The 17,986-nt window shown below is 30.4% G+C and carries 19 protein-coding genes and 1 pseudogene; 4 read left to right on the top strand and 16 right to left on the bottom strand.

The window, feature by feature from the left end; all coding sequences use genetic code 11:
- From SR63_RS06380 to pseI, 13 genes are all read right to left on the bottom strand, one after another.
- On the bottom strand, positions 1-845 hold an 845-nt coding region (locus SR63_RS06380), incomplete at its 3' end, for a motility associated factor glycosyltransferase family protein (protein WP_133223708.1).
- Positions 845-1,615 carry a flagellin modification protein PtmA gene (gene ptmA / locus SR63_RS06375; protein ID WP_002878279.1) on the bottom strand — a complete coding sequence of 257 codons (771 nt, stop codon included), beginning with the start codon at positions 1,613-1,615 and terminating at the stop codon, positions 845-847. The genes ptmA and SR63_RS06380, both read right to left, overlap by 1 nt.
- On the bottom strand, positions 1,615-2,322 hold the full coding sequence (gene legF / locus SR63_RS06370; protein WP_052785320.1) for a CMP-N,N'-diacetyllegionaminic acid synthase: 708 nt from the start codon (positions 2,320-2,322) through the stop codon (positions 1,615-1,617). Before legF ends, ptmA begins: the two co-directional genes overlap by 1 nt.
- Positions 2,315-3,217 (bottom strand): L-glutamine-D-fructose-6-phosphate isomerase subunit, encoded by a 903-nt coding sequence (gene ptmF, locus SR63_RS06365; protein WP_147498403.1) that lies wholly within the window; start codon positions 3,215-3,217, stop codon positions 2,315-2,317. Before ptmF ends, legF begins: the two co-directional genes overlap by 8 nt.
- Positions 3,214-4,239, bottom strand: coding sequence for a nucleotidyltransferase family protein (locus SR63_RS06360; protein ID WP_147498402.1), 1,026 nt, complete (start codon positions 4,237-4,239; stop codon positions 3,214-3,216). Before SR63_RS06360 ends, ptmF begins: the two co-directional genes overlap by 4 nt.
- Before the next feature lie 8 nt (positions 4,240-4,247).
- Positions 4,248-5,402: a GDP-N,N'-diacetylbacillosamine 2-epimerase (hydrolyzing) gene (gene legG, locus SR63_RS06355; protein WP_052785369.1), complete on the bottom strand. Its 1,155-nt coding sequence runs from the start codon at positions 5,400-5,402 to the stop codon at positions 4,248-4,250.
- Positions 5,395-6,399: a N,N'-diacetyllegionaminate synthase gene (gene legI / locus SR63_RS06350; RefSeq protein WP_052785322.1), complete on the bottom strand. Its 1,005-nt coding sequence runs from the start codon at positions 6,397-6,399 to the stop codon at positions 5,395-5,397. The genes legG and legI overlap by 8 nt, the downstream gene beginning before the upstream one ends.
- 46 nt (positions 6,400-6,445) lie before the next feature.
- Positions 6,446-7,405, bottom strand: coding sequence for a hypothetical protein (locus tag SR63_RS06345; protein WP_052785323.1), 960 nt, complete (start codon positions 7,403-7,405; stop codon positions 6,446-6,448).
- A 62-nt stretch (positions 7,406-7,467) separates the two neighbouring features.
- Positions 7,468-8,136 carry a class I SAM-dependent methyltransferase gene (locus SR63_RS06340; RefSeq protein ID WP_022552360.1) on the bottom strand — a complete coding sequence of 223 codons (669 nt, stop codon included), beginning with the start codon at positions 8,134-8,136 and terminating at the stop codon, positions 7,468-7,470.
- A complete protein-coding gene (locus tag SR63_RS06335) occupies positions 8,133-8,852 on the bottom strand; it encodes a class I SAM-dependent methyltransferase (protein WP_022552359.1) in 720 nt (239 codons plus the stop codon). Before SR63_RS06335 ends, SR63_RS06340 begins: the two co-directional genes overlap by 4 nt.
- Positions 8,849-10,012 (bottom strand): aminotransferase LegC, encoded by a 1,164-nt coding sequence (gene legC / locus SR63_RS06330; RefSeq protein WP_052793635.1) that lies wholly within the window; start codon positions 10,010-10,012, stop codon positions 8,849-8,851. Before legC ends, SR63_RS06335 begins: the two co-directional genes overlap by 4 nt.
- Positions 10,005-10,976: a 4,6-dehydratase LegB gene (gene legB, locus SR63_RS06325; RefSeq protein ID WP_057036474.1), complete on the bottom strand. Its 972-nt coding sequence runs from the start codon at positions 10,974-10,976 to the stop codon at positions 10,005-10,007. Before legB ends, legC begins: the two co-directional genes overlap by 8 nt.
- The gene (pseI, locus tag SR63_RS06320; RefSeq protein WP_052793636.1) at positions 10,973-12,004 is read right to left on the bottom strand and encodes a pseudaminic acid synthase; all 1,032 of its coding nucleotides are present in this window, start codon (positions 12,002-12,004) and stop codon (positions 10,973-10,975) included. The genes legB and pseI overlap by 4 nt, the downstream gene beginning before the upstream one ends.
- Positions 12,005-12,261: 257 nt before the next feature.
- Between pseI and pseA the strand changes: the two genes are divergently transcribed.
- Genes pseA through wbuZ form a run of 3 tightly spaced genes read left to right on the top strand, consistent with a single transcriptional unit; the run spans position 12,262 to position 14,747 of the window.
- On the top strand, positions 12,262-13,398 hold the full coding sequence (gene pseA, locus SR63_RS06315; protein ID WP_022552355.1) for a pseudaminic acid biosynthesis protein PseA: 1,137 nt from the start codon (positions 12,262-12,264) through the stop codon (positions 13,396-13,398).
- Positions 13,395-14,000: an imidazole glycerol phosphate synthase subunit HisH gene (hisH, locus tag SR63_RS06310; protein WP_002856473.1), complete on the top strand. Its 606-nt coding sequence runs from the start codon at positions 13,395-13,397 to the stop codon at positions 13,998-14,000. The genes pseA and hisH overlap by 4 nt, the downstream gene beginning before the upstream one ends.
- Positions 14,001-14,747, top strand: a complete 747-nt coding sequence (gene wbuZ / locus SR63_RS06305) for a glycosyl amidation-associated protein WbuZ (RefSeq protein WP_002786691.1) — start codon at positions 14,001-14,003, stop codon at positions 14,745-14,747.
- On the opposite strand, the gene pseH is transcribed toward wbuZ, so the two are convergent.
- The 3 genes from pseH to pseF are packed head-to-tail and all read right to left on the bottom strand — an operon-like array spanning position 14,712 to position 16,688.
- The gene (gene pseH / locus SR63_RS06300; protein WP_022552354.1) at positions 14,712-15,185 is read right to left on the bottom strand and encodes a UDP-4-amino-4,6-dideoxy-N-acetyl-beta-L-altrosamine N-acetyltransferase; all 474 of its coding nucleotides are present in this window, start codon (positions 15,183-15,185) and stop codon (positions 14,712-14,714) included. The genes wbuZ and pseH overlap by 36 nt on opposite strands.
- Positions 15,182-16,006 carry a UDP-2,4-diacetamido-2,4,6-trideoxy-beta-L-altropyranose hydrolase gene (gene pseG / locus SR63_RS06295; RefSeq protein WP_002784879.1) on the bottom strand — a complete coding sequence of 275 codons (825 nt, stop codon included), beginning with the start codon at positions 16,004-16,006 and terminating at the stop codon, positions 15,182-15,184. The genes pseH and pseG overlap by 4 nt, the downstream gene beginning before the upstream one ends.
- Positions 15,990-16,688, bottom strand: coding sequence for a pseudaminic acid cytidylyltransferase (gene pseF, locus SR63_RS06290; protein WP_002792808.1), 699 nt, complete (start codon positions 16,686-16,688; stop codon positions 15,990-15,992). Before pseF ends, pseG begins: the two co-directional genes overlap by 17 nt.
- A 79-nt stretch (positions 16,689-16,767) precedes the next feature.
- On the opposite strand from pseF, the pseudogene SR63_RS06285 reads away from it, so the two are divergent.
- A pseudogene (locus SR63_RS06285) lies at positions 16,768-17,986 on the top strand (DUF2920 family protein).

Raw genomic sequence — 17,986 nt, 5'->3', positions numbered from 1 at the left:
ACATAATCGGGCTTTATACCATGTTTGGCTAAAATAGGATAAGAAGAATCTGCACAAAAAATTGTAGCTTTACTAGCATATTTTTTTAACAAAGGAAGTTGTTTAGTAAGAGATGGTCCTGTAGAAACAATGATAGCTGTATCACTTATACCCTTTCTTTTAGAAAGTAATTCTTTATAACTAGGATGAGTGATCATTTGAGGAAGATTATAAACAAATTGTTCTATACCTTGAAGAGCATCAAGGGGATCATTGCCATGAGAAACAATAGAATTTTTAAAATTTTCTGCTAATTTTTTATTCAATCCTAAAATATCTTCATGAAATCTTTCATAATAATGACTCATTAATTCTAAAAAATAAATTCTAGAAAATTGAAAGAAAGGTTTGTTAGAGCAAAAATTAGAAAAAAATTCTATATTCAAAGAACTTGTTTCCAAAACCATCAATCTTGCACTTTGTAATTCATTTGAAAAATCTAAGATATGAAACATTATCCAAATGATTTCTATATCTTTTTCAAAAACAACAATATGTTGATGATTTTTATTTTGAAGCAAGGCTTTAAATAAAATTCCATTTCCAAAACCATAAAAATACAATACAGGATAAAGTAAGTATTTATCATTATAAGTGTTTAGCATAGAGTTTAATTCATCAATAACATTTTCATAAAGAAAAGTATTATCACTTGTATCTTTTAAATTGATATCTAGATTATCTTTACCTAAGATAAGTTCAAATTTACTTGATTTAATTTCTTTTAAACTTTCTTTTAAAAGAATATTGCTTAAAGCTTCAATGTTTTTGTTAAAGAGTTGTTTTTGGGTGGGAGTGAAGGTCATCATAAGCCCCATCCATCATCTACCACTAAGGTTTGCCCTGTGATAAATCTACTCTCATCACTAAGCAAAAATACCAAGGTTCCGCACACATCATCAGCATCTAACATACCCTTGCTTGCACAACATTTTCTATAAGCTTTTAAAAAAAGTTCATTTTGATTATCCAAAATTCCTCCACTTGCTAGGGTATTAACGCGTATGTTTTGATTAAAAAGCTCTTTAGCTAGCCAAGAGCTCATGTGATTAATCCCTGCTTTTATCACACTGTATTCTAAAGAGCTTTGCATGGAAGTGCCTTCATAGTTTTCAAATTTTGGCGCATAAACTCCCATGATGGAGCTAAGATTGATGATATTACCATAGCCTTGTTGTTTAAAAAATTTCACAAATTCTTGAGCGGCTAGCATAAAGCCTGCTAAATGTAAATTTAAACTTTCACAAATTTGTTCGTATTTGAGTTCATAATAAGGCGTTTTACCCCAATCTTTGCCAAAAGGATAGCTTGAGTTAACAAAAGCATCGATTTTGCCGTATCTTTCTTGACTTTTTTGAAGGGCGGTTTGTAAGCTTTCTTGTTTAGTGATATCAAGTTCTAAGCTTAAAAGTTTTGTTTTAAAATTTGTTTCTAAATTTTCTTGCAATTTATTTAAGCGTTCTTTGTTGATATCTGCGAGTATAGGGATACCTTTGCTAAGAAGTATTTTTTGACAAAGCGCTTTACCTATACGCCCACAAGCTCCTACTACAAAGATGATTTTATTTTCAAGCATTAAAAATCCTTTGGCGATAAATTTTTTAAAGAGATTAAAAACTCTACGATTTTAAAATCAAGCTCGCTATCAATATCAAAAGCTGTGCTTTCATCCATTACAAAAAGCCCTGTGTTTTTGCCAAAAACACTATCATTTTCTAAAAGATAATCCCTTTTAAAGATATAAATACTAGCGTTCATATCATAGCATTTTGGGGCACTTTGGCGAGTGGTAAAATTTCCTTCTTTGGATTTTACTACCTTGTTATTTTGTATTTCTACGAGGTTAAAATAAGGATTGCGTCTAGCAGGAGCTGCGGTGATGAGATTAGAATTATCATTTTCAACAAAACTTTCATAAGCTTTTTTTATATCAAGGCTTGAGCGAAGTGGGGCTGAAGCATCTAAGTCTATGAGAGTTTCAAAACGCGTTTTAAAATGCTCTTCACTTCTTAGTAAGGCATCGCGCATGACAGGAAGTTTTGCAGCCTGATCATTGGCAAGATGAGCTTCTCTTTTGAAAAAAACTTCAGCGCCATATTTTTGGGCTACACTTGCGATTTCATCACTATCAGTACTTATGACTATGTGTTTAAAAAGCTTTGAATTTTGAGCTTGTATGATGCTATAAGCTATCATTTCAAGTTCGTTAATCTTTCTAATATTCTTGTTTTTAACGCCCTTGCTCCCACCCCTAGCACAAATGGTACATAAAATTTCAGTCATTTTTTTTCCTTACTTCATCACAAATTTCAAGTACTTTTAAAGCTTGCTTAAGATCGCAAAGTTCTTTGTTTTGCTCAAAGACTGCTTGATGTAAATTTTGAAGGGTTTTTATCGTATCGTTTTCAAAATTTAAGATTTTTTGACTTTGATCTTTGTGATAAATTTCGATTTTATTGTTTATCAAATCGGCTTTAAAGCTTTTTTCTAAAGTATGGATGATAATTTCTCTTTTGTTAAATTTAGAAAAATAGTCTAGTTCTATATGAATTTTAGCTTCTTGTGAATTTTTTAAAGCCAAAAAGGCAAAATCATCGCTTGTTATGTCAAGCTCTGAAATTTTAGCATTTTGGGAGTATATAAGCTCTAAGTCTTTAAAAAGAAAAAAGGCTAGATCGATTTCATGAGAAAGATCGAGTAAAACTCCACCACCTAGCTCTTTTTTAGCGCTATAGTTTTGCTTGTAGTCTAAAGCTCTCCAATGGGGCAAATAAGAATTACAAACCAAACTAGCAAAATAAATTTTTTCACCTTTTAAAAGCCTTTTTAAAGCCACAATCACAGGATGAAAACGTAGTAAATACGCTACATAAATGTGATTTTTTGAGCTTGTGAAATTTTGCACTTTTTCAAATAAAGGTTTTTCTACGAGTATGATTTTATCTTTTACAAGCTCATCTAAAGTTTTTAAGGTGTTAAAATGCTCCGTAGTGATATTTGCGATGATAAAAAGATCAAATTCGTTTAAATCACATTCCTTTAAAGAGCGATAAATTGGAGCGTTTTTAAATTCTTCTTTAGCACTTAAAGAAAGCAAACTCACTTGATGGTTTAAATTTTTTAAGGCTAAAAAATGCTTTTTTCCTATGCTTCCAAAGCCTATGATTAAGATTTTCATTTAAAATCCTCATTGGCTTTTAAAAACTCATCCGGCCTTCCAATGTCAATCCAATAATCGTTGATGATATAGGTATTTACCTTGCCTTTTTGTAGAACAAGTTTGATGAGTTCGGGCATGTCTAAGTATTCATTTTTAGCAATTAAATTTAAAATTTCATTTTCAAGTACATAAATCCCCGCACTTACTAGGAATTTTTGGGTAGGTTTTTCTTCTATATTTTCTATAAAACCTTGTTTTTGGGTGATTACTCCATAAGGAATTTGTTGCTCAAACTCACGCACGCAAACGCTCATTAAAGCTTTTGATTTTTTATGCGCTTTTAAAAGATCATTAAAATCAAGCTCGGTTAAAATGTCTGCATTCATAACGATAAAACTTTCTTTAAATTCTTGTTTTATAAGGCTTAAAGCCCCTGCTGTACCTAGTTTTTTACGCTCTTTAATATAAGAAATTTTAACCCCAAATTTTTTCCCTTTTTGAAAATAATCTTCTATGATTTGTTTTTTATAATTCACACAAAAGATAAAATTTTCAAAATTTTGATTTTTAAGTCTTTGGACTATGCTTTCTAAAATGGGTTTTTTGCCTACTTTTAACATAGGTTTTGGAGTATCTTTAGTCAGCTCTTTTAAGCGAGAGCCTAAGCCTCCAGCCATGATGATAATGGAGTTTGGATTGGCTTTTAAAAGTGATGAAATAGATTTTATAGAAAGAATTTGCCCTTTTTCATCTAAAACAGGAAAGTCGTAAATATCGGTTTTAGCAGAAATTTTTAAAAGCTGTTCTTTGCTTGTATTTTCTTTTATGGTGATGGGATTTTTAGTGTAAATATCTTTGATACTATCTTTTAAAGTTTTGCCACTAATTAAAGCTTTTCTGATGTTTGAATCGCTAATGACTCCTAAAAATTTATCCTTTTTATCAACTATAATGCCTAATCTAACGCGTTCTTGCCCGACTATTTTTAAAGCTTCTTTTATACTAGAATCAGGGGTGAGTTTGAGTTTATTTATATCCACACTAAGCCTTATAAATCGATGAAATTTTTATGTAAAATTGTATCTAAATTTACATTTTTTAGGCAAGTTTTTATGATTTTATTGGGATTTTTATCATTATCATAAGGGTTTTTAAAATTTTTTAAATTTTGTTTAAATTCTTTGCTTTCTAATTTTTCAAAAGCTTGATCAAGATCGTTGATTTCGCAATCAATGATATTTCGAGTTCTTAAACGCCCTTTTTGTCTATCGCCTATATTAATGCAAGGAGTTTTAAAAAAAGGACTTTCACTAATACCACTTGAAGAATTGCCTATCATGGCCTTGGCTATTTTCATAAGACTTAGGTATTTTTGTGAGCCAAGATTATCAAAAAGTTTAGCCTTGTGTGAGTTTTTTTGGCAGTAATTTTGCAAAATTTCATTGATTAAAAGTCCATTTTCATCGGCATTTGCTTTGGTAAAAATCAAACTTGCGTTTTTAAGGGTGTCAAGTTTTTTAAGTAAGGTTTTAATTTCTTTTTGAGTATTTTTTACATTTAAGGTTAAAGGATGATAAGTGATTAAGTAAAGTTCTTTATCTAGTTTCATTTCTAAGGCTTTTTCTAAATCTTTTTTGCTTAAAAAATTCATATTTTTTATGATAGTAGAAGCTAAAGATCCTATATTAAAAACCCTTTTTTCTTCTTCTCCAAGTTGTAAAAGCCTTTTTTTATAAATTTCATGACTTACAAAATGTAAATGTGACATTTTTGAAATGCTGTGTCTTATACTATCATCAATAGCTCCTAAAGTAAGCTCCCCGCCACATAAATGCACTAAAGGTATGTGCATCAAAAGACACACACTTGCTACGCTAAGCATTTCATAACGATCGCCTAAAATGACTACCATATCAGGCTTTAAGTCTTCAAAAGCATCGCTAAAAGTACTAAAAGCTAAACTCATACTTTTACAAAGGCTTATTTTATCATCGTTTGCAAGCAGGATAGGGATTTTTTTAGTTATTTTAAATTCTTTTTCTATTTCTTTATAAGTCAGTCCAAACTCAGGGCTTAAATGTGCCCCTGTAGCCATGATTTGAAGGCTTAGATCTTTATCGTTTTGAATTTCATGGCATAAATTTCTTAAAAGATACCATTCAGCCCTTGTTGCACTGACTATACAAATCTTTCTTTTACTCACAGATAAGCTCATCTTCTTTGTAGTTTTTTGTAGCAATTTTACCTAAAAACTCTTCATATCTTATAGCACTTATACCATTTGCTGGGCGTTTGGTAGTAAGATTTTCTTCGTTAAAAATTTCTCCTTTTTGGATATCTTTTTTAGCGACTAAACTTTTTCTTACTATGTTGATATTTTTTCTTTCGCTTTTGCTTGCTTTTTTTATGCCATCACCCATAGCCTTTTGTATTTGTCTTATTTGAGTACAAAGCGTTTTTAGTTCATGAGGTTCTAGGCTTGCTTTATGATCAGGCCCTGACATATTTTTGTCTAGAGTAAAATGCTTTTCTATCACACAAGCTCCCAAGGCAACCGCAGCTAGGGAAATGTGTATGCCTTGAGTGTGATCAGAATAACCCACATCAAGCTTAAAAGCGTCTTTTAAGCTTTGCATGGCTTTAAGATTGACTTCATTAAAAGGGGCAGGGTATTCTGTAGTGCAGTGTAAAAGAGTGATATTTTGGCGTTTAGTGCCATTTTTACAAAGCACATTTAAAGCTTCTTCTATCTCGCCTAAATTTGCCATACCTGTTGAAAGTATGATTTTTTTATTAAGCTTTGCAATTTTTTTAAGATAGGGTAGATTGGTGATTTCTCCGCTTGGAATTTTAAAGATTTTTAAGCCTAACTCATTTAAAAGATCTACACTTTCAAGATCAAAAGGAGTAGAAAGAAAGGCAATATTGCATTTTTTTGTGTGTAAGATAAGCTCTTTATGAGCTTTAAGATCGAGTTCGAGTTTTTGTACCATTTGAAGCTGACTCTCATCACTAGCTGTGGTTTTAAGCTGATAGGGTGCTTTTTTAGCCTTTGTGCTGATACAGTTTTTGGCTTTAAAACTTTGAAATTTAACAAAATCAGCCCCTGAATCTGCTGCGATTTCTATTAACTTTTTAGCTAAATTTAAATCACCATTGTGATTAACTCCTGCTTCTGCGATGATAAGAGTTTTTTTCATAGTTTTCCTTAATTGGAATTAATACAAATATTCTAGATATTATTTTTTAATATCGGTATTTTAAAAATTTATTATTGCTAAAATTTTTACAAATTTGGTTATATTCTTTCTGATTAAAAACTATACCACCTATATAAAAACTTCCATTTATAGTAGAAAATTTTTCTTTAAATTTGTAAAGCGTATCGTTCTCTTGAATTCCTCCACCCAAGAAACAAAATTTGGAATTATTGTTGCTTGCATATTCAAAAAAGAAATCCAATAAAGCTGCATTGGCATTGGATTTTAAAACATTGGCACTTAAATGATAATAAGAAAAATCTCCACAAAGAAAAAATGATACATAAGCAAGAATTTCATTATTTAAGCTTGCTTTTAGTATTTTACTTTCGTTAAAATCAAAGAGTTTTTGAAAATAATCTTCGTTAAAATAATAAAATTTATCCGCTTGGTTTCTTTGCATAGTTTTACTATATAATGTAAAAAAATCTTTATAATCTTTTTTTGTAGCAAATTTTATTTGCAATTTTTCTCTAGCTTTTTTGACATAAGATCTTATTCTAGGGCTATAATTCATACGAATATTATCAATACCTTTTTCTGTGTTTACAATGATGGTTTCTCTACTTTTAGTAAAAAAAGGTAAAAGTTTTGAATATATTTTTAGATTTTCATCAAAAAAATGAAATCGGATAAAAAAAGCAATGATGTTTTGTTTAAAAGCTTCTGTTTTTAAAGCTTTTAAAGCTTCTTTGATGAAGTCTTCATTTTGAGAATTGCAATATATTCCACCATATCCATAAGGACTTTGCAAATCATAAAATTGAGAATTCTCTATTTTTTCCTTTATGGCTACAACCTTAAATACAAATCCATTTTTACTATACGAGAAATCAAATGTTTCTCCATAAAGTTCAGCATATTTTTTATTAAGATAAATATCATTTGATAAGCAAGAATAACGATTGTGAACTTGCAAATAATTTTCTAAAGAAATTCTACTCATCTTCCACTCCTTATAGGAGTTATTGATATACTCCCCCCCCCAGCCATAAAATATTTCATTAATTAAATCCTTTCTCCTTCTATGATAAATAATTTGTCAATTAATTTGTTGTCAGCTTCAAGGCTTTGTGTTTGTAGTTTTATCCATTTAAAATATTTATTTTTGTATAACTTTTTAAGATCTTTTTTGTTTGAATATCTAATCATTCCTATATGAGTATAAATACCACTCTTTGGAAGTTGAAAATCATCATTCGTATTGTCATATCCTTCAATACCTTTAGATATTGTGCTAGAAAAGAATTTTCCATTTATTTTTAATTTCATGATGGCTTTATTGAAAATTTTCTTTGTTTTTGTAAAATTATTACAACAGAGTGAACAATTATCAATAATAGCATCAAAACTTTCATCTTTAAATTCATCAAGTTTTTGTTCATAATCTCCAATTTTAATTTCTTGTATATGGTGACTTAAATTTTCATTTTCTAGACGTTGCTTAAATCTTTCTACTCCTGTTTTACTCCATTCTATGCCGCTAACACTGAAACCTTCTTTAGCGCAAAACCAAAGATTAGCACCTGTGCCAAGTCCTAATTCTAGTATATTTATTTTACTTCTATCTTTAACATTGTAAAAATTCTTTGCAATAAAACGGATTAAATTTTCGCTAGGGTATTTCCCCCATTCTTTTTGAGAAAAAATATTTTCCCAAAGAGTGCTGTTATTCATAATTTTTTTCCTTCAATTATATAAAGTTCACTGAGATTATTTTCAAGATTTTTTAATGTATTTATTTTTATATCTATAATTTGGTAATTCTCTCCTTGATAAAGTTGTTTTATGTCTTTTTCATCACAATAACGTATTATTCCCGTAAAAGCATCACTTCCATGAGTTGGTTTGCATGTGTGATAGGGTAGTTTTTCATCTTTAATAAAACCTTCGTTATTAAAACTTGGAGTAATGGAGAAAAATTTACCATTTTTTTTAAGTTTTTTAATTGCTTTTTCTATAATGATTTTCGTTTTTTTAAAATCATTATAAGCAAGTGAATACCCATCAATCCAAGCATCAAAACTTTCATCTTTAAATTCATCAAGTTTTTGTTCATAATCTCCAATTTTAATTTCTTGTATATGGTGACTTAAATTTTCATTTTCTAGACGTTGCTTAAATCTTTCTACTCCTGTTTTACTCCATTCTATGCCGCTAACACTGAAACCTTCTTTAGCGCAAAACCAAAGATTAGCACCTGTGCCAAGTCCTAATTCTAGTATATTTATTTTACTTCTATCTTTAACATTGTAAAAATTCTTTGCAATAAAACGGATTAAATTTTCGCTAGGGTATTTCCCCCATTCTTTTTGAGAAAAAATATTTTCCCAAATTTGGGCATTTGTACCTTGATTTGTTGAAATTTCTATATTGGATATATATTTTTTCATGATAGTCCTAAGTTTTTATTTGTTATTCTAACGCTACTAGGTAAATTAATCAAGCGTTTTTCTAATTTTTTAGTGTTTATAAGCTCATTGCTTTGACAGTTTTGAAAAGCTTTTAAACTCGGTAAGCTTTTCCATACAGGACGGACGAAAATATTATTTTTCAAGCATTCTTCTAAAAAGATATTTCTTAAATTCTCATCCTTAAAAAGCAAGGTATTGAGCCAAAAATTGCTTTTTTCATTGCTTTTTTCATCGATAAATTTACATTTATCGTGATTTTTAAAAAAATCCTTGTAAATTTTAGCAAGTTCTCTTTTGTTTTCTAAAAAAAGTTCTAAATTTTCAAGTCCTGCAAGCAAGATTGCTGCGTTTATATTGCAAATACGGTAATTATAAGCTATCCTATCATGATCGTATTCGTAAGGATGGGGGATTTTAGCTGTGGTGCTAAGGTGTCTTGCAAGTTTGGCTAAATTTTCATCATCGCTTAATATCGCCCCACCGCATCCACCTGTGATGATTTTATTGCCATTAAAGCTTAAAATTCCACACTTTCCAAAAGTGCCTAAGGCCTTGTTTTCATAGGTGCTTCCTAAGGCTTCTGCAGCATCTTCAATTAAAAGGATGTGGTATTTTTCACAAAGCTCTTTGATGGCTTTTATATGAGCGCTTAAACCAAAGGTGTGCATAATAACACAAGCTTTGATGAGTTTGTGTGTGGTTTTGTTATAGCTAAGATTATCTTTTTGATAAGTTTGATTTTCTAAAAAATGCTCTAAAGCCTTAGGGCTTAAACTTAGAGTGTTTTCATCTATGTCTAAAAAAATAGGTTTTGCACCTGTATAAGCTATAGCATTGGCCGTAGCGACAAAGCTTATGCTTTGAGTGATGACTTCGCAGTTTTCATCGATACCATTAGCTAGTAAAGCGATATGAAGGGCTGCTGTACCTGTATTTGTAGCGATGACAAAGCGTGCTTTGGTTTTTTCTTTTAAAGCTTCTTCAAAACGCGTTACAAATTCTCCTACGCTTGAAACAAAACCGCTATCGATACATTCTAAGAGATATTTTTTCTCATTGCCTATAAAGCAAGGCTCATGTAGGGCGATATTTTTTTTATTAAAAAGACTTTTTATAAAAGAAATTTCTTTTTCAAACATTATAAAGCTCACTTTTATAATTTTCTAAATTTTCTTTAAAATACTCTATGCTTTGTCTTAAACCTTCTTCTAGACTTATTTTGCTTTGCCAATTTGTAGCTTTTTTAAGCTTGTTTGCATCGCAACAAAGTCTAAAAACTTCGCTATTTTTAGGACGAAATCTTTGTTCATCTTGGATGATTTTTACCTTAGAATCTAAAATTTTTTGTATGAGATCAAGTACTTCTTGCATGGAGTATTCCACTCCTGAGCCTATATTATAAACTTCTCCAAAATGTTTTAAATTTAAAAGAGAGATAAAACCCTCGCAAGTATCTAGCACAAAATTTAAATCCCTTTTAGGGCTTAAATCTCCTAGTTTGATTTCCTTTGCTCCACTTAAAATTTGTGTGATGATGGTAGGTATAATAGCCCTTGCGCTTTGTCTTGGTCCATAGGTGTTAAAAGGGCGTGCAATATTGACATTTAAATTAAAAGAATTATAATAACTCAGCGCCATCATATCTGCAGCGATTTTGCTTGCAGAATAAGGGCTTTGAGGTTGTAAAGGGTGTTTTTCATCGATAGGTACATAAAAGGCTGTACCATAAACTTCGCTTGTTGAGGTGTGGATAAAATGTGAAATCTCGTTTTTTTTAGCTGCTTCGAGCATATTTAAAGTGCCATTTACATTAGTATCTACATAGCTTTGTGGGGCTGTGTAGGAGTAGGGGATAGCGATTAAAGCGCCAAGATGAAAGATCGCATCTATATTTTTGGTGATTTTTTCGCAAAAAAAACTGTCTCTTAAATCTCCACTTATAACTTCCATGTCTTTTAAAAAAGGACTTTTTTCTAAATGTCCCCAAAAATTAAAAGAATTATACTGACTTAAAGCTCTGACTTTAAAACCTTTTTTGACCAAACTTTCACAAAGATGAGAACCTATAAAACCATCAGCACCTGTAACTAAAATATTTTTCATTTAAAATCTCCTTGTTTTAAAGCATCGCCAAATTCTATATCTTTGCTAGCTTTTTTTCCTAAAAGTTCTTGATAAAATTTAGGATGTAGCCCAAAGCAAGGACGCACGGATTTTACATTTTCTTCGCTGAAAATTTCACCTTTTTTAATTTCTTTGCTTGCGTATAAACTTCTTGCAAAAACACGGTTTTTAAGTGCCTTTTCATCTAGATCTAACTTACCATCACCTAAAGCACTTTCAGCCTGTCTAACTGCATCTATCATAGCTTTAAATTCATCAAAATCAAGGCTAAATTTACTGTCTTCACTTTCTATACTTTTATCTAACATAAAGTGCTTTTCTATCACTCTAGCTCCAAGTGCTACTGCCATAACAGGGGCTAAAAAACCAAAGCTGTGATCGCTTAGTCCCACTTCAACATTAAATTTTTCTTTTAAACTTACTATGCCTTTTAAATTCATATCCTCTATGGCAGCAGGATAAGCTGAAGTGCATTTTAAAAAGATGAGATTAGAATTTTTTTCTTCTTTAAAAATTTCACAGATTCTAAAAAGCTCTTCTTCTGTAGCAATGCCCGTTGAAACGATAGTGGGTTTTTTTTCTTTGGCGATTAAACGTATGAAATTTTCATCATTAGCTTCAAAGGAAGCGATTTTATAGGCTATAGGATCAAAGCGTTTTAGAAATTCTAAATCTTCTTTGGCAAAAGGACTTGAAAAACAAAGTATGCCTTCATTTTGTGCGGTTTCAAAGATTTGAGAATGCCATTCATAAGGGGTTTTTGCACTTTCATAAAGCTCATAAAGTTTTCTTTTGTCCCAAAGTCCTCCTTTGATGATGAAATCTTCTTTGTCGCTATTTAGCGTGAGACTATCTGGAGTGTAAGTTTGGATTTTTATCGCATCAGCACCTGCCTTTTTAGCAGCTTTTATGCTTTGAAGTGCCATTTCAAGACTTCCTGCGTGATTGGCGCTAAGTTCTGCTATGATAAAAACTTTTTTATCTGTGTTAAAATTTCCTATTTGCATACTTTTCTTTCTTTGGTAAATTTCCTGACTAAAATGATATATAATTATATTATATATTTCTTCAATTTATATATTTATATTATATAAATATTACAACTTTGTTATGATTTTGCTTGGTTTCATTCAAAAAATGCCATATGGATTTAAATTATAGAATTCATTCATTTTTTAATTTTTATATAATATAAATATATAAAATCATAAAATAAAATTTAATTATAACGATATATATATTTAAGACTAATTAAAGGAAATTTATGAAATTTTGTAAAAAATGTGTGATGCCAGATACTAAGCCTGATTTACATTTTGATGAAGAAGGTGTTTGTGATGCTTGCCGTTCTCAAGAAGTTAAAAATCAAAATATTAATTGGCAAGAAAGAGAAAAAGAATTTTTTGAGCTTATAAAAAAATACAAAAAACATCCTGTTTATGATTGTGTTATCGGAGTAAGTGGCGGAAAAGATTCTACTTTTCAAGTGGTTAAAATGCTTGAACTTGGACTTAATCCTTTGTGTGTGTGTTTTGAGCCTAGCGTACCTACGAAAATAGGGCGCAAAAATTTAGACAATTTAAATCATCTTGGCGTGGATTTGATCCATATCAAGCGTGATCCAAAAGTTTATCAAAAACTTGCCCGTGAAGCTTTTATAAGAACAGGGGATAATGAGTGGCAAAACCATTTGGGAATTTTTACTTCTGTTCCACGCATAGCGGTAAATTTTGGAGTACCTTTGATCATCTGGGGAGAAAGTCCGCAGATAGAGTATGGCGGTCCTGCGAGTAGTAAAAATAAGAATATTTTAGGCAGAGAGTGGCTTGAAGAATTTGGCGGACTTTTAGGAAACCGTCCTTCTGATATGCTTGGGGTAAATGGCATCACTGAAAAAGATTTGTTTTTATATACTTATCCAAGTGATGAAGAACTTCAAAGAGTAGGGGTTACTGGGCTATTTTTAGGGTATTATTTTAAATGGGATTATAAAAAAATTCTTGAAATTTCTAAAAAATATGGTTTTTTAACTCTAGATCATCCTGTTGAGACTACTTATGAAAATTTTGAAAATTTAGATTGTTATTCTAATCATGTGCATGATTATTTAAAATACTGCAAATACGGCTTTGGTAGAGCAACGGATAATGCTTGTTTGGATATTCGTTTAGGTTATATCAGCCGTGAAGAAGGGGTGCGTTTGGTACAAAAATACGATGGCAAGCCCCCTAAAAAGGCTATTAAAAAATACCTTGAATTCAGTGGTTTTAGCGAGGAAGAATTTCAAAAAATAGTAGATTCTTTTACCAATAAAAAAATTTTTAAACGTGATGAAAATGGCAAATTTTTAAGAGATTATGATGGTTCTTTGGTAAGAAAAGACGAGTGTGTTTTAAAATGATAGCGCTCATTGATTACAAGGCGGGAAATTTAAACTCTGTTGCTAAGGCTTTTGAAAAAATAGGAGCTATAAATTTCATAGCTAAAAATCCAAAAGATTTGCAAAAAGCAGATAAATTGCTTTTACCTGGAGTGGGATCTTTTAAAGAAGCGATGAAAAATTTAAAAGAACTTGGTTTTATAGAAGCTTTAAAAGAGCAAGTTTTAGTACAAAAAAAACCTATTTTAGGCATTTGTTTAGGAATGCAACTTTTTTTAGAAAGGGGCTATGAAGGTGGAGTTTGCGAAGGACTTGGTTTTATAGAAGGTGAAGTAGTTAAATTTGAAGAGGATTTAAATTTAAAAATCCCACATATGGGTTGGAATGAGCTTGAAATTTTAAAACAAGTTCCTTTGTATCAAGGCATAGATAATAAGAGTGATTTTTATTTTGTGCATTCTTTTTATGTGAAATGCAAAGATGAGTTTGTAAGTGCTAAAGCACAATACGGACATAAATTTGTTGCATCTTTACAAAAAGATCATATTTTTGCTACACAATTTCACCCTGAAAAAAGTCAAAATTTAGGTTTAAAACTTTTAGAAAATTTTGCAAGGCTTTAAATGTTAAAAACTAGAATTATCCCTTGTGTTTTGTTAAAAAACGGACAACTTGTTAAAAGTATAGAATTTAAAGATTTTCGCACTATAGGGCATTTAACTTCAACAATGAGAATTTATAATGCACGCAATGTTGATGAGCTTATTATCTTAGATATAGATGCTTCAAAAAGTGGAGAAATAGATTTTGAAAGTATAGAAGATCTTGCTAAAGAATGTTTTATGCCTTTAACTATAGGTGGCGGGATAAAAACCCTTGAAGATATACAAAAGATTTTAAATTTAGGTGCGGATAAAATTTCTATCAATTCTAAGGCCTTAGAAGATATGGATTTTATAAGTAAAGCGGCTAATCGTTTTGGTTCTCAATGTATAGTTTGTTCTATAGATGTTAAAAGAAAAGGAGGGCAATTTTGTGTTTATGACAGGGGAAATTTACTTGAAAAAAGTCCTTTAGAACTTGCTTTAGAATATGAAAAAAAAGGAGCTGGAGAGCTTCTTTTAACTTCTGTGGATTTTGAAGGAAGGGCAAAGGGTTATGATTTAGAACTTTTAAAGATCTTTCAAAATAAACTTAAAATTCCTCTTATTATCAATGGAGGACTTAGCAATCCAAGTGATGGAGTTGAGGCTTTAAATTTAGGTGCTGATGCTTTAGCGGGTGCTTATATTTTTCATTTTTCTAAGTATACCCCTAAAGATGTAAAAGAAGAATTAGCTAGGCAAGGCTTTGCAGTCAGATTGCTTTAGGCAAATATGGTAAAAATCTTTATCTTCATCATAAATAGTAAAATGATTTTGTTGATATAATTTTAAAGCTTTGCGATTGTCTTTGAAAACATAAGCTTTAAGAGTATTTACTTTTAAGTTTTCAAAAGCGTATTTTATAATTTCATTCATTAAAATTTGTCCTACGCCTTTTAAATTAGGTTTTGCGTAAAGTCCAAATTCGCAAGATTTAGTTGTGATATTGACAAAATCAATTACGCCGATAATCTGCTCATCTTGAAAAACTAAAAAATATTTTTTGCTAGAATCTTGATGTAATTTTTTTAAAAATCTTAAATGTTCTTTAAAATCAATATATTTTGTTTTCATAAATTGATTGATATCGGGGTGATTGCGCCATTTAAAAATCAGCTCTATTTCTTGAGAATTAAGTTCTGTGAAATTTTTAAGTTTTATCAATACTTATACTCCACTTCATACCCTTTTTTAGCAAGCCAAGTTGCTGTAGATTCTTGATTTTTAACATAACAAATAGCTTTGAAATTTGCCTTTAAAAGCAAGGCTTCATTGACTAAAGAACTTGCGCTGATGATGAGTTTATTGCTTTCATTCATCAATTTTGCAATATTTTCATGATCGATAAATAATCTAATATTGTTATGTAATTTTGCAAATTTTTGCAATTTTTTAAGATTAGGATTAGAAGAGCTGGTTGCAATGCTGATGATTTTTGTTTTAGGTAATTCGCTAGCAATTTGTAAAGAAAGGTTTTTTATATCAGTTCCACCCATGCAAATGAAAAAATCATATTTTTTTTCTCTATTTTCTTTGGCCTCTTGATAAAATTCTTCCCTGATTAAAGCATAAGAAAAACCACATCTTACTTCGCATTTAAAAGGCACTAAACCTTCATAATCACTTGCTTTTGCATAGGCATTGACATTGAGTAAAATATCACAATGATGAGGCTTTATTTCATCATCAAAGCTTAGAATTTTCACCCCTGTTTCAAGCTTAATCAGTTTTTCATCATCTACGCTGATGCCATAGTGATCAATGATAAGAAGTTCAAATTTTTCTTCTTTGATGAGATTGATAAGCTCGTAGATACTTTCGCTACTAAGCTCATAAACAGGATAAGGAATTTCATCGATCAAGGAGCCTTCTAAAGGCAAGCAAGCAAAACTTACATCATCATATTGTTTAGCTAAGACTAGATCGCGTTTAATGTGTCCAAAGCCTATTTGACTGGAGCTATCGCTTCTAAAAAGCACTTTCATGATTTACCTTATAAAGTATTTTTGCAAATTCCAAATCTTGTATGGTGTCTATATCGCAAACTAAATTTCTTGGCAATACAAACACGCTAGAATGAGGTTTAAATATAAAATCTTCCTCAAGCCAAGCTTTGCTTGTACCAAAATAAAAAGCTCCTGCATCATGATAAGCTTTTGTTAGATCTTGTGAACGACTTTTATAATGTTTTTCATCAAACATATAAACTTGATTGTTTTCATTTAGATAAAATGCCCTTTGTATAGGATACTCAAACTCAGTAGCAGCAAATAAAAACTTGCTTTGATTTTGTATAAATTTTTCATAGGCTTGTTTTAAAATGTCTTTATTTAACAAAGGAGCAGTAGCATAAAGGCAGCAGACATGATCATAAATTTGATTTTGGCTTTGTAAAATTTCTATGGCATTTTGCACTACAGCAGTGCTTGAAGCATAATCATCGCTTAAATTTTTATCACGTACAAAAGGAGCTTTTGCACCGTATTTTAAGGCTACTTCTATGATTTCTTCATCATCGCTTGAAAGCACCACTTCATCAAAAATACCTGAATTTAAAGCATTTTCTATGCTATAAGCGATTAAAGGTTTGCCTAGGAAATCAATGATATTTTTTCTAGGAATTCTTTTTGATCCACCACGAGCAGGGATGATGCAAAGATTTTTCATAGTTAAGCCTTGTTTTTTGTGTTTTATTTTACTAAAATTTAAGTATAATTGTCTTTAAAATACAATAAAAGGCTTAAAATTGCTTATAAACCAAACCTTTGAAATTGATTCTTGTGATGATGTAGAACTAGGCATTAAAAGAACTAGCAAGCTTGAATACCGTATAAGTTATGATGATGAAAAAGATATCAAAGCTATAGTTTTTGTCATAGGAGGTTATGGAGCTAATGCAAATATTTCTTTTTTAGATTTTGATAGGGAATATATTGCTAAAAATTTTAACGTTGTAGCGGTGCATGTTTTTTATCATTGTTTTTGTGCAAGAATATCAAATAATAAAAAATATAGTGCTTCTATTAGCTTCATGGAGGAGGATTTGTTAAGTCTATCTAAGATTTTGTTAGATTTTGGCATTAATCCACAGAATCTTGATTGTAAAAATTCTACCAAGTATTATGAATTGCTTAATCAGCATATTATTACTTTAAAATCACAAGGAAAATTAGCGCAAAATTATCAAGCGAAATTTACTTCAACTTTTATCCCACCCAATGGAGATTATCAAAACTATGGCATTATGGCAGCTATTGATCATATCAATGCTTTAAAAGATTTAGTTAAACGTTTTCCAGAATTTGCAGATTTACCAAAAATTTATGGGGGGGGGGTCTTATGGAGGATACCTATCTTTACTCATAGCAAAAATAGCTCCTTGGTATGTGGATGGCGTGATTGATAATTCAGGAACTGTTTTGCCATTATTGGAATGTATAATAGGAAAAGATTTAAGTAGACCCGAATTTTTTTTTAGTGATTTAAATAAATTGGTAGGCATGTTTATTAAAACGTACTGGACTAGAGAAGATGAAAGATTATCTTATTTTTTTACTAATGAAAATTATATGATTCGTTCTTTGTTAAATTCTTCCCATTTAACTATACAAGCTAATATTAACAAAAATATTATTTTAGTATCTTATCATAGTTTAAAAGATCCATTTAATACAGCAAAAGATAAACAAACTCTTTTTTTAGCATATAAAGAGCTAGGATATGACGCCACTTTACATTTAATAAAAGATGAAAGCGAGATTGATGGAAGATTTATAAAGGACTTAAATCATGGTATGAGGATTGCTGATAAAGCCTTATTTAGAAAAGAACTTCCTTTAATGCTTGAAAAATTGCAAAAAAGAAAATCTTTAATGCAAGAAAATTCCATCTCTTATCCTTGTGGAAATAAAGTGTTTACTTTTAAAGATGTGGGAGATAAATTTGAATTAACGATAAAAGATTAA

Origin of the sequence: Campylobacter sp. 2014D-0259 (assembly GCF_008000505.1) — a bacterium.
In the GTDB taxonomy this organism is placed as follows: domain Bacteria; phylum Campylobacterota; class Campylobacteria; order Campylobacterales; family Campylobacteraceae; genus Campylobacter_D; species Campylobacter_D jejuni.
The sequence above is the reverse complement of the archived record's forward strand: the minus strand, read 5'-3'. Positions and strand labels throughout refer to the sequence as shown.